We start from the raw sequence: 14,950 nt of genomic DNA, 5'->3' as shown, positions 1-14,950 counted from the left end.
AGGATAAATGATCTCCTTCTACCAAGAGAAGAGCGATCAAGTATTAGGTACATTGCATTCATTCTAATAGGACTGTTTCATGGTAAGGTTCGATACAACTCCTTTTAAAAGAGATAAATTCATCTATCTTTTTACGATAGCCATAGTCCTCATCCACTTCGCTGCACATGCCGTGTTTGGCACCCCCTTTCTCTCAAATCTATACCTAGTCTTCACGATGAAAGCATTTGTTCTCACAGGATTACTCGGCTTGGTTGCTTATTTATTCGTGCTAATCTATCGAAAAGAGAAACATCCTTTAGGAAAGTATTTTGAGATCATCAAATACCCTCTAAGAAATCCGAGTGAAGCAATCAATTTTATTTTTATCCTAAGTGCGATCTCTTTTGTATTATCAGTTTATTCCAGCACCAAAGACTCTATCCCCTTTTTAATCCCCTACTACTTAGATCCTCTGCTTGTTACTGTTGAAGAAAAGATTCATTTTGGGCATCAAGCATGGGAAATCACACATGCAATTTTTAGCAGCAGTTTAGCCACTGGCATTATTAACCTACTCTATAATCTATGGTTTTTCTTTTGCTGGATCTTCATCATTTACTTTTGCATGGCCGTCCATAAATCACAAATAAGACAGCAAGCCATCATTAGCTTTATCGCTAGCTGGATGATTGTGGGTGGACTATTAGCCATTTTCTTATCTTCTGTGGGCCCTTGCTACTACGGTTATGTTTATGAAAAAAAACCTTTATTTGACCCATTAATGGAGTTATTAAAAACGCAAAACAATGAATTATTAGAAAGGGATGGATTTTTAGGGGTATGGGCATTAAAAACCCAGCAAGATTTATGGAATGCTTACATTTCAGACTCATCGATATTTGGAGCAGGAATTTCTGCGATGCCAAGTATGCATGTATCCATGGCAACACTGATGGCATTAAGCTTATCCGCATTAAATAAAAAACTAGGCATCATTGGTTGGCTATACTTAGTTGTTATCCTAATTGGCTCAGTGCATCTTGGTTGGCACTATGCGTTAGATGGTTATGTTTCTATTCCTCTAACCATTGCCATTTGGTATGCGATAAAGAAATTTTTGCCAAACCCTAATTTGAGCCGAGAGAAGGCCTAGATGAATTAGGTCATATGCATTAAAAGGACTGTCAAATCCATGAGAATAAATCTAGATTCACAGCCAATAAAAAGAGACATAGACATCTATCTAATATGCATTGTAATAGTGTTTATTCATTTCAACACACATATTCTTTTGGATGTCCCACTAAGCACCTCCATTTATTTTGAGACCATCATAAGAGCCTCAATCCTAACGGGCACCCTGGCTATGATTGTCAACTTCATAAGAATCATTATTACTCGTGAAAAGAACCCCATCAGAGCGTTTTTAAGCCCCCTATCACATCACATAAAAAACCCTTATGAATCAGTGAACCTTGTCATCATCCTGGCTTTTATCTCGATTGTATTTTCCATATACACCACGACCAAGCAATTTATACCGAACATAGTGCCCTTCTATCTTGATCCATTTCTAGTCAAAGCAGACTACTATCTCCACTTCAACAATCACCCATGGGAACTAACCCATAAACTATTCAATACTAGTTTTTTATCCGGAATACTGAACCTATTTTATAACCTTTGGTTCTTTTTCTTCTGGATATTCTTAATGTACTTTTGTTTTTCAAAAAGTAGAGAAAGCCTAAGAAAAAACTCCATCATTACCTTTTTATTATGTTGGGTAATAAACGGAAATTTTCTTGCTATCTTATTTTCTTCCGCTGGCCCTTGCTACTACGACCATCTTTACCAAAACACAGCCCCATTCGGAGCCCTATTTGAGACGCTTAATGCACAGAATCTTGAGCTTCAACAAAGCAATCATTTCCTCGGCATTTGGTCTCTGAACATACAAGACCTGCTCTGGCAGTCCTACATTTCTGGATCCTCAACGTTCGGTGGCGGTATATCAGCCATGCCAAGCATGCATGTTTCTGTTGCAACCCTTATGGCACTTTCACTTGCCAACATTAATCGAATATTAGGTCTTGTGGGCTGGGGGTATCTAATCATTATACTGATTGGTTCGGTGCATTTAGGCTGGCATTATGCACTGGATGGCTATATCTCTATTCTAACGACCGTGGCAATTTGGAGTGCGGTAAAGAAATTTTTCCCAACTAAAAGCATACTAGCGTCCCAAAAATCGCCATCCCTACAGCAGGGACTTTGATATCACAGAGCGACAAGGCGGCCCTGCTCTTGGCTAAGACCTAGGGACAAAAAAAGCCCCAACCATACGGAAGGGGCTTAGATGAGACACCACAAACGTGGTATCACATGACGAAACTTATACGCCTAGGTAATCCATGATGCCTTCAGCCGCTTTACGGCCTTCGTCGATCGCTGTCACCACTAGGTCAGAACCACGCACCATATCACCACCGGCGAAGATTTTTTCGTTCGTGGTCTGGAACATGAACTTGCTGTCACGTGGTGCTAATACGCGGCCACGGCTATCGGTTTCGATGCCGAATTTCTCAAACCATGGCGCTGGGCTTGGTTGGAAACCGAACGCAACCAGTACCACATCAGCAGGGATGATTTGCTCACTGCCTTCGATCACTTCTGCGCTACGACGGCCATTTTCATCTGGCTCGCCCATTTGTGTTTCCACTACTTTGATGCCTTCTACTTTGCCATCGCCGACGATTTCCACTGGCTGACGGTTAAATAGGAACTGCACACCCTCTTCACGAGCGTTGCGCACTTCTTTGCGCGAACCTGGCATGTTCTCTTCGTCACGACGGTAAGCACAAGTCACTGTCTTCGCGCCTTGACGGATCGAGGTACGGTTACAGTCCATCGCCGTATCACCACCTCCTAATACCACTACTTGCTTGCCTTTCATGCTGATGAAGTCGTCTTCATCTTCTTCAAAGCCTAGACAGTGGTTTACGTTAGAGATTAGGAAGTCTAGCGCGTCGTATACACCTGGTAGCTCTTCACCTGGGAAGCCACCTTTCATGTATTTGTAAGTACCCATGCCTAGGAATACTGCATCGTATTCTTCTAGTAGGTGCTCAAACGGGACGTCGTCGCCTACGCTTGTGCCTAGCACGAACTCAACGCCCATTTCTTCAAATACTTCACGACGGCGCGTCATCACTGATTTTTCAAGTTTGAACTCAGGAATACCGAAGGTCAGTAGACCACCGATTTCTGGGTTCTTGTCGAATACCACCGGCTTAACGCCGTTACGTACCAAGATGTCCGCACAGGCTAGGCCTGCAGGACCTGCACCAACGATAGCCACGGTTTTATCAACCGGTACGACTTTCGACATATCTGGACGCCAGCCCAATGCAAACGCCGTGTCAGTGATGTATTTCTCAACCGAACCGATGGTGACGGCACCAAAGCCGCCTTCGCCTAGAGTACAAGCGCCTTCACATAGACGATCCTGTGGACAGACGCGACCACATACTTCTGGTAGCGAGTTAGTTTGGTGGCTAAGCTCGGCCGCTTCTAAAATGTTGCCCTCAGACACCAACTTCAACCAGTTTGGGATGTAGTTGTGTACCGGACATTTCCATTCACAGTAAGGGTTACCACACTCAAGACAGCGGTGTGCTTGGTCTTTTGCTTGTGGCTCTTCGAATGGACGATAAATTTCCACGAACTGAGATTTACGTGTCAGCAGTGGCTTTTTCTTTGGATCTTTACGATCTACTTCAACAAATTGAAATACGTTGTTCAAGCGCTCAGACATAAGCTGCTATCTCCTGTGGCCGCGCACGGCGCGGCACTCTTTCAAATGGGTCAAACTGGGTTAGGAACGTTCTCTTAAACCAAACTTATTCTGGACGCTGACGAGTATTCGCCAACAGTTGTCCAAGGCTTGCGGCTTTTGGTTTCACTAACCAGAACTTGCCGATGTAATCGTAGAAGTTTTCTAGGATTTCATGGCCCCACTCGCTATCAGTTTCGCGAACATACTCTTCGATCACACTACGTAGGTGTGAACGGTATTCTTCCGTCAGCTCAGTACCAACACGCTGGATCTCAACCAATTCGTGGTTGAATTTGTCAACGAAGGTACGATCAAGGTCAAGTACGTAGGCAAAACCACCGGTCATACCAGCACCGAAGTTGTAACCAGTGTTACCCAATACCGTGATCAAACCGCCAGTCATGTATTCACAACAGTGATCGCCCGCCCCTTCGATAACCGCATGACAGCCAGAGTTACGCACGCCGAAACGCTCGCCTGCTGTACCCACTGCGTACAAGGTACCGCCTGTGGCACCGTACAAACAGGTGTTACCGATGATCGCTGACTTGTTCGATTCAAACGCTGAACCTTTTGGTGGACGTACCACCAGCTTACCGCCGGTCATACCTTTACCCACGTAGTCGTTGGCATCGCCTTCTAGGTACATGTTCAAACCACCGGCATTCCACACACCGAAAGACTGACCTGCCGTACCGGTTAGCTTCAAGGTAATCGGCTGATCTGCCATACCTTGGTTGCCGTAGCGTTTCGCGATTTCACCCGATAGACGCGCACCGATCGAACGGTCTTGGTTCGTCACATTAAATGCAAACTCTCCGCCTTCTTTCTCTTCCACCGCGTTCTGTACCGTTGCCCACATTTTCTCAGCCAATAGGCCTTTGTCATGTGGTGGGTTAAATGGCACTTGGCAGTACTGTGGTTTTTCTGCTGGGATCGCATCGTTATTCAGGATTGGCGATAGATCCAAGTTCGCTTGTTTGCTGGTTTCACCTGGCAACAGCGTTAGCAGGTCAGTACGGCCAATTAGGTCAGCCATCTTAGTGACACCTAATTTCGCCATCCACTGACGGGTATCTTCGGCCATAAAGCGGAAGAAGTTTTTGATCATTTCTACGGTACCGGTGAAGTACTCTTCACGCAGTTTTTGATCCTGAGTTGCCACACCTGTCGCACAGTTGTTTAGGTGACAGATACGTAGGAACTTACAGCCCATCGCCACCATTGGTGTGGTACCAAAACCGAAGCTTTCTGCCCCTAGAATCGCAGCTTTCACCACGTCTAGACCGGTTTTTAGGCCACCGTCTGTTTGCAGACGGATCTTGCCACGAAGGTCGTTAGCTCGAAGTGCTTGCTGCGCTTCTGCAAGACCAAGCTCCCATGGCGAACCCGCGTGACGAATCGAGGTAATTGGCGAGGCCGCTGTACCACCGTCGTAACCCGAAATCGTGATCAAGTCAGCGTAGGCTTTCGCCACGCCTGCGGCAATCGTACCGACACCTGGCTCAGACACCAGTTTCACCGATACCAAGGCATCTGGGTTCACTTGTTTCAAGTCGAAGATCAGCTGCGCCAAGTCTTCGATCGAGTAAATGTCGTGGTGTGGTGGTGGCGAAATCAGTGTGACACCTGGTACCGAGTAACGTAGACGCGCGATTAGACCGTTTACTTTACCACCTGGTAGCTGACCACCCTCACCTGGTTTCGCACCTTGCGCTACCTTGATCTGCAGTACTTCTGCGTTGACTAGATATTCTGGTGTAACACCAAAACGGCCCGATGCGATCTGCTTAATCTTAGAACGACGCTCGGTACCGTGACGCGCTGGGTCTTCACCACCTTCACCGGAGTTTGAGCGACAGCCTAGTTCGTTCATCGCTTGCGCTAGGGCTTCGTGTGCTTCTGGAGAAAGCGCACCTAGCGACATACCCGCCGAGTCAAAGCGCGGTAGGATCTCTTCGATCGATTCTACTTCATCCACCGCCACTGGCTTGATGTCTTCTTTTAGACCAAATAGGTCACGTAGCATGGACGCTGGGCGAGTGTTTACCAGCTCCGCGTACTTGCTGAAATCTTCAAACTTACCGCTACTTACCGAAGCTTGTAGGTTACGCACCACATCAGGGTTGAACGCGTGGTATTCCTGACCGTGAACGTATTTTAGGTAACCACCTTGGTTAATTGGCTTACGCGCTTTCCAAGCGTTATCCGAAATCACTTGCTGCTCACGTTGGAAGTCGGCGAAGGTTGAACCTTGGATACGGCTTGGTACGCCTTTGAAACACAGGTCAACTACTTTACTGTCCAGACCAACTGCTTCAAACAGTTGTGCACCACGGTAAGAGGCAACGGTCGAGATACCCATCTTAGACATGATTTTCATCAGGCCTTTATTGATGCCTTTACGGTACTTCTGGTGACAGGCAATTGGGTCACCCAAGACTTCACCTTTGTCGATCAAGTCGTTGATCAAACGGTAAGAAAGGTATGGGTAAACCGCTGTCGCACCAAAGCCTAGTAATACGGCGAACTGATGCGGATCACGTGCAAAGCCCGTGTCTGCAATGATGTTGGAGTCACAGCGTAGACCGGCTTCCGTTAGGTGATGGTGCACTGCCCCCACCGCCATCGCCGCTGGGATTGGCAAGTTACCTTTATCAAATTCACGGTCCGTCAATACGACGATCACGGCACCGTTACGCACCACTTCTTCAGCACTAATCTGCAAGTTGCGAATCGCTTGCTCTAAGCTAATTTCCTCTGGGTTGTACGTGGTGTTTAGACGCACTAGACGGAAACGGTGATCTTCTAACGCTAATAGTCGGCTGTACTTACGTGGCGACAGTACTGGCGACGATAGAATGATACGGTTGGCGTGTTTTGGTGTTTCTTCAAATAGGTTACGCTCAACACCGATCAATGTCTCAAGCGACATCACCACCGACTCACGTAGTGGGTCGATTGGTGGGTTGGTCACCTGTGCGAACTTCTGACGGAAATAATCCGACACTGGACGCGTCTGGTTTGACATGACCGCCATCGGCGTGTCGTCACCCATAGAACCCACTGCTTCGTGACCGCTTTCCGCCAATGGACGGAAGATCTGATCGCGCTCTTCAAAAGACACTTGGAACATCTTTTGGTAAGTCAGCATTTGATCTGGCGTGAAAGGCTCAAACTCCATGGAATGCTCTTGAAGAAGCGCTTCAATACGCAAACCCTCCTGCTTCAACCACTTTTTGTATGGGTGTGCAGATTTCAGTTTGTTATCAATGTCTTCAGTATGCAGCACTTGGCCGGTCTGAGTATCGACCACCAACATCTTACCTGGACCAACACGGCCTTTGGACACCACGTCTTCAGGTTTGTAGTCATAAGTACCGACTTCAGAAGCCAGTGTGATGTAACCGTTTTTAGTCACTACCCAACGCGCTGGACGCAGACCGTTACGGTCCAACATACAGATCGCATGACGACCGTCAGTCATGACTAGGCCTGCTGGACCATCCCACGGCTCCATGTGCATCGAGTTAAACTCGTAGAAGGCACGAATTTCTGGATCCATGTTTTCAACGTTTTGCCACGCTGGTGGAATGATCATACGAGCCGCACGGAAGATATCCATACCACCAGTGACCAATAGCTCTAACATGTTGTCCATCGAAGACGAGTCAGAACCGTTTAGGTTAACGATTGGGGTTAACTCTGGAATTTCAGGTAACAAAGGTGAACGCAACTTGCTACCGCGGGCGATTGCCCAGTTACGGTTACCTTCGATAGTGTTGATCTCACCGTTGTGCGCCAACATACGGAATGGCTGTGCTAGCGGCCATTTTGGTAGTGTGTTGGTTGAGAAACGTTGGTGGAATACACAGATCGCGGTTTTAACTTTTTCGTTGCCAAGGTCTTTGTAGAAGGTTGGCAGGTCAACTGGCATCATCAAGCCTTTGTAGGCCAATACCTTGTCCGACAAAGAACAGATGTAGAAGTTTTCGTATTGCGCTAGCGCGATTTCAGAACGGCGACGAGCTACAAACAAACGTGTTGCGAAGGTGCGCGCATCCAGACGGTTACTGTCGACAAAGACTTGCTCAATGCGAGGTAGGCAATCTAACGCGATAGTACCTAGGCAAGAAGGATCCACTGGCACATCACGCCAGCCCACTACATTTAATCCTTCTGCTTCTAGTGCTTTAGTCAGCGTTTCACGTTGCTCATCCGCAAGCGCAGCGTCTTGGTCCATAAAGACCATACCCACACCGTATAGATCAGAAAACACATGGTTAAACAACGTTTGCGCTTGTTCACGTAGAAAAGCATCTGGTTTTTGAATCAACAAACCACAGCCGTCACCCGTTTTACCATCGGCAGCGATACCACCACGGTGTGTCATACTAGTTAAGGATTCGATTGCGGTCTTAAGAAGGTCGTGACTTGACGTCCCTTCCATGTGAGCAATTAGTCCAAACCCACAGTTGTCTTTGAACTCGCCAGGACGATAAAGGCCTGCATTCATACACCAACTCCCACAGTTAATATGTAGAAAACTCTACTCGATTACTTCTTATAAAAGTTAGGCGGACAAGCAAACGGAAGTGCTCGTGAAATGGTTTTTATAGACCCACCTAACCATTCAAACTGGCATCGATACTACTCTGCGATTTGAAAGTGCTCAAATCACGACGTCTAAGAATTGACCAAACAGTAGGAAAAACAGGAGCTAGATGAAAACCATTCTCACAGTAGAGGAGAATTATCTATGGTTGGCGTAATTGGGGGCAGAAAAAATCACTGGTAATGGGGGTTATTCAGTCGAATATGGTTTTTTTTACTTTTTTGATAAATTTTTTATAAAAAAGCGACAAAAACACCCATAAAAAAGCATCTCAGCGGCGCTAAGGGTCATATTCTTTGCTTATTGTCCGCCTGCTTTGCGGATATCTTGCTGAATTCCACGCACACTTCGCGCCCATGGATTCAACTGGCGTAGCCCTTGAGGCAGATTTTCTGCCGCCGCAATGGCTTCGCTGCGGTTACGGTATTCACCGTAGACCACCACGTACCAGTCGCGACCATTGTGCTGGGATTGGAAGTAACTGAAGGCGTTGAGACTGCCCTGATCACGGATAAACTCTTGCACCGTGTCACGATTGTGCGTGCCCAGTAATTGCAAGGTGTAGCGACTAGGGTTACGGTCCAGCCAGGCTTGGGTTTTATCAAACGGATCTACGCTCGAGCTTTGTTCAAGCGGAATACGCTCAGGTTCTGGCGCACTCGTCGTCTGGGCTTGTCCAGCCGTTTGCAGGATTGGCGTCGTCACCACGGGAGAATTATCGTCTGCTGGCAATGGCGCAGACGATTCCACTGGCGCTAGGCGAATCGGGGCAGTGGTAATGCTCGAACCTGTATTCACCGACAAATTTGGTGAATTATTCTGATTCTGATTCGGTTGCAGCGCTTCCGCTGGAATAGGCGGTAGCGACACGGGGGATTCTTGACCGATCTGACGTTGCATGGCTTCGATACGCGCGAGGGTTTCTGAACTCGCTTGGCGTGGTGCATTTTGTCCAATCGGCGCTAAACGGGTGTTATTAACAGGCGTTTCTTCTTCATCATTAAACACTACCGCCACTAGAATGCCGAGCATCACTACCGACATTAAGGCCATGTGCACCACAGGGAAACCAAACGATAATCCTGTCTTAGGCAGCTTGAACCAAGCTTTCTTCTCATTCGTCAGCGACTCTGCCGCCTTGGCATCGCCCATCATCGCCAGCGCGGCTTTATTAATCGCGCCCGGCATACCGCCAGACAACTGATAAATCTTCTTCACCTCTCGTTCGCTAAAGGGCAAATTAATACCGCCACCAATAGCACGCACGCGATGTAATAGATAAGCACGAGTTTGGTCGAGGTTGAAAGGCGCTAACGCCAGCTCATGGCTCAGCTGCTCATAACGACTACTCTGATAAACGTCCAAATTGCGCGCCAACGAATATTCTGTAAAAAGCGCCACATGGGGGACTTCTTGGGATTCCGTGGCTAACGACATCATATCCATCAGCATGATTACCGCATCGGTATTCAGCTCATGAGCATTGTCGATCAATATAATCGCCTTTTGGCCTTTTTCTTCTGCCTCATGGGCAAATTTTAATAACGGGCCAAAGGACGTATCGGCTTGGCTACTGTCGAGCACATCGGCATAGCCAGCGTAAATGCCTTGTAGCAATTGTCCGGCGGTCATTAACATGCTGGCTTTGACGTGACTGATAATCGCCGTATCGTTTTGCAGACGAATAAACTCTTGCAAGAAACGGGTCTTACCGCTGCCACTCTCGCCTTCGACTACAGACAATAAATTAGAATAGCGACTGAGATGCTCCAACATACCCAATTGTTGGTTACGTTCTTCGCTAGAAAAGAAGACTTGGGCGTCATTCGAGCCAAACGGATTCCTCAGCATCACTTTGGGTTGCTGATCTAAGGCTTCCTCCAGATTAAACTGAAAGTTTGGCTCCGCCATGGGTGTCCTCAAGTCTTAGTGTGATTGTTTAGTTAGCACTTGCCGCTTCAATAGCGTCATCCAGACAGCCATTAAAGTCATCCATTGCAAAGTCTGATGTCACGCAAGCATCGCCTAATGCGTTCAACAAGACCAAGCGTAAACTGCCATCCAACACTTTCTTATCCAGCAGCATACGGTCGATAAAGGCTTCACGGCTCATACCTTTTGGTGGCAATACCGGTAACTTAGCTTTGGCTAACAATGCGACACTGCGTTCCACATCTTGTTCCGTTAGATTGCCCATACGCCAAGACAAATCCACCGCCAACACGGTACCAGCGGCAACCGCTTCACCATGTAACCATTGACCGTAGCCCATTTCTGTTTCGATCGCATGGCCAAAGGTGTGGCCTAGATTCAAGATAGCACGAATGCCGCCTTCTTTTTCGTCTAGTGCCACAACACGCGCTTTGGCAGCACAAGACTCGTAGATGGCATGGGTAATTTTCTCACCATCTAGTGCCATAAGGTCGTCAACATTGTCTTCCAACCAAGTAAAGAATGGGGCATCACAGATCAAACCGTACTTAATCACTTCCGCCATGCCCGCAGACAACTCGCGCTCAGGCAGTGTTTTCAGCGTATCGTTATCGATGATTACCGCCTGCGGCTGGTAAAAAGCGCCAATCATGTTCTTGCCCAGTGGATGGTTGACACCCGTTTTACCGCCCACTGACGAATCCACTTGAGACAATAACGTTGTTGGCACCTGGATAAAGGGCACGCCACGTTGGTAAGTGGCCGCTGCGAAGCCTGCCATATCACCGACCACGCCACCGCCTAAGGCAATGATAGTCGTAGTACGGTTATGCTTGGCTTCCAGCAAGGACGTCATGATGGTTTCGTATGTGGCCAGCGTCTTGTACTGTTCGCCATCCGGCAGAATGCAGGTATCCACTTTATAGTCATCACTTAACAGAGCGACTAAATCCGCTAGGTAAATATCGGCCACCGTGGTGTTCGTCACTATCATCACTTGTTTGCCAGCGATGGCTTTACTGAACAGATCCTTTTGCTGGCGAATACCTGAGCCAATGTAAATCGGGTAACTGCGGTCACCTAAGTCAACGGTAAGAGTGCGCATTGGATTAAACCTCCGTAGCCAAATGCTTTTTAATGGCGTCCATTACTTTATTTGCAACGGTCTTAGGGTGACGTGAATCGGTTTCCACAATCACGGATGCAACCTCACGGTAGAGCGGGTCTCGGATGGCAAACAAACGCGTTAAGGTTTCCTTAGGATTACCCTGCTTTAACAGCGGGCGATTATTACTTTTTGATGTACGTTGTAACTGCTGCGCGACGGAAGCAAACAAGTAAACCACCAAGGGTTGCTGTTTGAGCATCTCGCGGTTTTCTTCCATCATCACAATGCCACCACCGGTTGCTAACACAACCGGTTGCTGTTCTTCGCTCAGCATGGCTTCTAGCGTTTGTGTTTCGCGGCGGCGGAATCCTTCTTCACCTTCTTTTTCAAAGATCCAAGGAATGTCGGCACCAGCGTTTTCTTCAATCACCCGATCGGAGTCGAAAAATTCTCTGTCTAATTGTTGCGACAGAAGGCGTCCAATAGTGGTTTTACCTGCTCCCATTGGACCCACAAGTATTATAGTCGGGGCGTTAATCATTATTTTGTACTTCGAAGTTAACTGTTTTCGGCTAGTGCCTAGTTTACCGACATTTTTAGCAGTTTTGGCGTGATAAATACAAGTAGTTCCCTTTTTTCTTGCTGTTCAGTACGTTGACGGAACATTGCACCGAGTAAAGGGACATCTCCGAGCACCGGAACCTTGCTCACAGTGACCAAACGCTCCTCGCGAAAAATGCCACCGAGCACCAAGGTCTCACCACTTTTCACCTCGACTTGGGTCTGCACGCGATTGGTTTCCAAGCTCGGCACACCATTGACCATATCGCCCACAGAATCTTGATGGATTCTCAGATCAAGCAATAAAGTCGAGGCATCCTTTACCTCAGGTGTGACCTCTAATACTAGACCAGCTTGGCGAAACTCAACACTGAGGTTGTCATCATTCATCACCTGATAAGGTACTTCGGTGCCGGACTCAATACGTGCTGGCTGACCTTCCGAGGTGACAATCTTAGGCCGTGCAATAATATTAGCCGAGCCATTGCGCTCTAACCAATCCAGCGTCGCCGATAAATTCACTAAACCACTGCTAGCAGCCATACCCATATTCACCGGTGCTGACGCAATACCAAGGTCCACATTCCCTAAGACACCATTCGCGGCGGAATCCAGCAGTCTTGCTTGCCAGTTCACTCCCAGCTGCTCTTGAACACTGTCACTGACTTGCGCAATTTCGGCGGCAATCTCGATTTGGCGCATCGGACTATCGAGCCAGACAATAGCGCTTTCCAGCACATTTTCAGCGCCACAATAATGGGTCATCAGGGCGTTAGTGCGGGCATCAATGATGACGCGAATATCGCTAAAGAACTGCTTAACATGTTCTCCCACCAAGGTGGCCTTAGCATGCTTTAAATGCCAAATGCGATCGGCGCAGTTTTCGTCCTGCGCCAAAGCCCCGTCAACCTGGCTGGTCAAGGCCGACTTGTGCGACAAGATGGCAATCTGATCCTGCCAGTGCAGGGACAGTTGCAGCTGTTGCGAAACGGCCGAAAGTATCTGCTGCCAACTGGCATCACGGATGGATAAGGTAATATCCGCATCAATATTAGGATCAAGCACTACGCTGGTGCCCAGCTCCGCCGCCAATTGAGGTAACACTTGTTGTACCGGTTGCTGGCGTACAAATACATCCAGCGCCCATGCGGGTACCGCCCCTAAAGGCCCGAGCGCGACAACGATCAACAACATAATCTTTGCTTTTGAGAAGAAACTCATATTAAGGCTCCTTAGCGAGACGCATGTCCGCGCGGTGCGCCGCTAAATGCAGCCGCCGTGTTTCTCCTTGGGCATTTTGCAACACCACATATTCTTGATCGACCTGTGCCAGCGTGGCTTGCAATTGCGGTAGCCAACTGCCCTCATATAACCACTTTTCTTCTTGGTTAATTTTAATCAAGGCCGCCGAACGCTGGCCATGTAAGGTGCTGACTAAGGTGCCCTGCACCGGCCATGCTTGTTGCCGCTCAAATGGCAGGATATTCACATCCGGCTTCAGCGTGCTAGGGCGAACAAAACGCCAAGTGATGTCTGCAAACCATTGATAACCCTCCCGTCGCCACTCGACCGCCGTCGGGGTCAACCAAAAACGTTTATGCAATTCATCAATAATGGCACGCCAATCATTAAGCTCCATGGTTTGTTGCAAGCGCATTCCCATCAAGGTGCCATCCTGGTATTGCATTTGGGCCGGTAAATCATGGGGAATCACACTGATGGCCTGAGTCAAGGCGCGCCATTGATCTTCTTGGAATTGGTACTGACTTAGCGAGCGCTCATAGTCATTCTTCAGCTGCCACAGAGCATGCAGTCCCCACAGCGCTACGCAAGATTCCAATAATAACCACCATTTCAGACGTTTACTCGACGTCATACACTGAAGAAAAGAAGCGCTCATAGTGGTCCCTGCCCGTTCAACATGATCTGTAGCGGTGGTAGTTGCTTTGGCCAATTCGCTTGCCAGAGTTGCAAGTCGCTAACATCGCCCGTCACGGACAAATGAATCTGCTCCATGCTGATGCGCACATCATCAAGTCTCAGGGAGGTTGGTAAAGTACGGAGATAGGTAAGGCTATCCACCACATCCATACGATTGCTATCGCTAATGGGCCACGGCCATTGAAAGGCCGGAACAGGGTCCGGCGTTTGTCTGACCAAATCAAAAGCCAGCCAGCTACTGGCAAGGGCGACCAATAACATCAAGCTAGCGAGTGTAATGCGGTAACGACGCTCAGTCTGGCGTTCTAAGTAGTCTGCTTTGTACAATACGAAAGGACGCATAAAGCAGGTTAGTTTGCGCCATGAAGTAAGCTCACTACGTTGTATCAATGCTTCGCTGTAAACACGATGAATACCCAATTGAGCAAAGGCATCAAAATAGATTTTGGGGAGTGTCGCCACATGCATGGCCGCGCTGCGTGCAGTGTTGGTCACATAGCTGATCATTTGCACTGAGCTTTCACGGACAAACATTTGTCCAGTTTGGGTATGCGCCGCAAGCATATGTAATGACTGAGGTAAATCCGAGTCTAGATCACATTCCCCAAGCTCCAACCAAGCATCGGGCAACAATACTGCGACGGGCTTGCGTTTGCGATGACGCAGAAAAGAGGCTAACTGATGCAGAGCCTCATCAATAGAACAATCTACAGCTAAAGATGCCGCCGTCACACCTTCCTGTTGCAGTTGAAAATACTGTTTTTTCGACAGCGCTAACCAAGCATTATCACGCCAGATCAGCAAATAGGGGCGAGTAAAGAAAGACATGGTTCCCTCCATGAACTGTAGTTAGCCTTCCGTGGCTTGCAAACAAGTATGCCATGCATTTGAACTGACTTATGCAATCTGCATCATATCTTTACGTGAAGATAACATGAATTTTCAGGTCAACAAGCCTCCAAGGGCAACTTAAGTC

Annotated in this window: 10 protein-coding genes; 2 read left to right on the top strand and 8 right to left on the bottom strand. The window is 47.9% G+C overall.

Annotated features, from left to right (window positions below):
* The first annotated feature begins 217 nt into the window (after positions 1-217).
* Together ACOSVP_RS10620 and ACOSVP_RS10615 are read left to right on the top strand one after the other, a co-directional pair.
* Positions 218-1,135, top strand: a complete 918-nt coding sequence (locus tag ACOSVP_RS10620; protein ID WP_487347478.1) for a phosphatase PAP2 family protein — start codon at positions 218-220, stop codon at positions 1,133-1,135.
* Positions 1,136-1,348: 213 nt separating this feature from the next.
* On the top strand, positions 1,349-2,257 hold the full coding sequence (locus ACOSVP_RS10615) for a phosphatase PAP2 family protein (RefSeq protein ID WP_487347477.1): 909 nt from the start codon (positions 1,349-1,351) through the stop codon (positions 2,255-2,257).
* Positions 2,258-2,374: 117 nt separating this feature from the next.
* Here ACOSVP_RS10615 and ACOSVP_RS10610 read toward each other — a convergent pair whose 3' ends face one another.
* The 8 genes from ACOSVP_RS10610 to ACOSVP_RS10575 all read right to left on the bottom strand — a co-directional run bounded on the left by ACOSVP_RS10610 (position 2,375) and on the right by ACOSVP_RS10575 (position 14,802).
* Positions 2,375-3,796, bottom strand: coding sequence for an FAD-dependent oxidoreductase (locus tag ACOSVP_RS10610; RefSeq protein ID WP_487347476.1), 1,422 nt, complete (start codon positions 3,794-3,796; stop codon positions 2,375-2,377).
* An 85-nt stretch (positions 3,797-3,881) separates the two neighbouring features.
* Positions 3,882-8,333 carry a glutamate synthase large subunit gene (gltB, locus tag ACOSVP_RS10605; RefSeq protein ID WP_487347475.1) on the bottom strand — a complete coding sequence of 1,484 codons (4,452 nt, stop codon included), beginning with the start codon at positions 8,331-8,333 and terminating at the stop codon, positions 3,882-3,884.
* A 399-nt stretch (positions 8,334-8,732) separates the two neighbouring features.
* A complete protein-coding gene (locus ACOSVP_RS10600; protein ID WP_487347474.1) occupies positions 8,733-10,343 on the bottom strand; it encodes an ATP-binding protein in 1,611 nt (536 codons plus the stop codon).
* A 28-nt stretch (positions 10,344-10,371) separates the two neighbouring features.
* The gene (aroB, locus tag ACOSVP_RS10595) at positions 10,372-11,469 is read right to left on the bottom strand and encodes a 3-dehydroquinate synthase (protein ID WP_487347473.1); all 1,098 of its coding nucleotides are present in this window, start codon (positions 11,467-11,469) and stop codon (positions 10,372-10,374) included.
* A 4-nt stretch (positions 11,470-11,473) separates the two neighbouring features.
* Positions 11,474-12,013, bottom strand: coding sequence for a shikimate kinase AroK (aroK, locus tag ACOSVP_RS10590; protein WP_487347472.1), 540 nt, complete (start codon positions 12,011-12,013; stop codon positions 11,474-11,476).
* A gap of 38 nt (positions 12,014-12,051) precedes the next feature.
* Positions 12,052-13,254, bottom strand: coding sequence for a type IV pilus secretin PilQ (locus tag ACOSVP_RS10585; protein WP_487347471.1), 1,203 nt, complete (start codon positions 13,252-13,254; stop codon positions 12,052-12,054).
* Position 13,255: 1 nt separating this feature from the next.
* Positions 13,256-13,933 (bottom strand): hypothetical protein, encoded by a 678-nt coding sequence (locus ACOSVP_RS10580; RefSeq protein WP_487347470.1) that lies wholly within the window; start codon positions 13,931-13,933, stop codon positions 13,256-13,258.
* Positions 13,930-14,802: a hypothetical protein gene (locus ACOSVP_RS10575; protein ID WP_487347469.1), complete on the bottom strand. Its 873-nt coding sequence runs from the start codon at positions 14,800-14,802 to the stop codon at positions 13,930-13,932. The genes ACOSVP_RS10580 and ACOSVP_RS10575 overlap by 4 nt, the downstream gene beginning before the upstream one ends.
* Positions 14,803-14,950: the final 148 nt, after the last annotated feature.

This window comes from Marinomonas sp. HM11-D, assembly GCF_057626615.1.
The sequence above is the reverse complement of the archived record's forward strand: the minus strand, read 5'-3'. Positions and strand labels throughout refer to the sequence as shown.

Coding starts and splice junctions, on each gene's coding strand:
- ACOSVP_RS10620 (WP_487347478.1), top strand. CDS start 218: ATGAAAGCATTTGTTCTCACAGGATTACTCGGCTTGGTTGCTTATTTA.
- ACOSVP_RS10615 (WP_487347477.1), top strand. CDS start 1,349: ATGATTGTCAACTTCATAAGAATCATTATTACTCGTGAAAAGAACCCC.
- ACOSVP_RS10610 (WP_487347476.1), bottom strand. CDS start 3,796: ATGTCTGAGCGCTTGAACAACGTATTTCAATTTGTTGAAGTAGATCGT.
- gltB (WP_487347475.1), bottom strand. CDS start 8,333: ATGAATGCAGGCCTTTATCGTCCTGGCGAGTTCAAAGACAACTGTGGG.
- ACOSVP_RS10600 (WP_487347474.1), bottom strand. CDS start 10,343: ATGGCGGAGCCAAACTTTCAGTTTAATCTGGAGGAAGCCTTAGATCAG.
- aroB (WP_487347473.1), bottom strand. CDS start 11,469: ATGCGCACTCTTACCGTTGACTTAGGTGACCGCAGTTACCCGATTTAC.
- aroK (WP_487347472.1), bottom strand. CDS start 12,013: ATGATTAACGCCCCGACTATAATACTTGTGGGTCCAATGGGAGCAGGT.
- ACOSVP_RS10585 (WP_487347471.1), bottom strand. CDS start 13,254: ATGAGTTTCTTCTCAAAAGCAAAGATTATGTTGTTGATCGTTGTCGCG.
- ACOSVP_RS10580 (WP_487347470.1), bottom strand. CDS start 13,933: ATGAGCGCTTCTTTTCTTCAGTGTATGACGTCGAGTAAACGTCTGAAA.
- ACOSVP_RS10575 (WP_487347469.1), bottom strand. CDS start 14,802: ATGTCTTTCTTTACTCGCCCCTATTTGCTGATCTGGCGTGATAATGCT.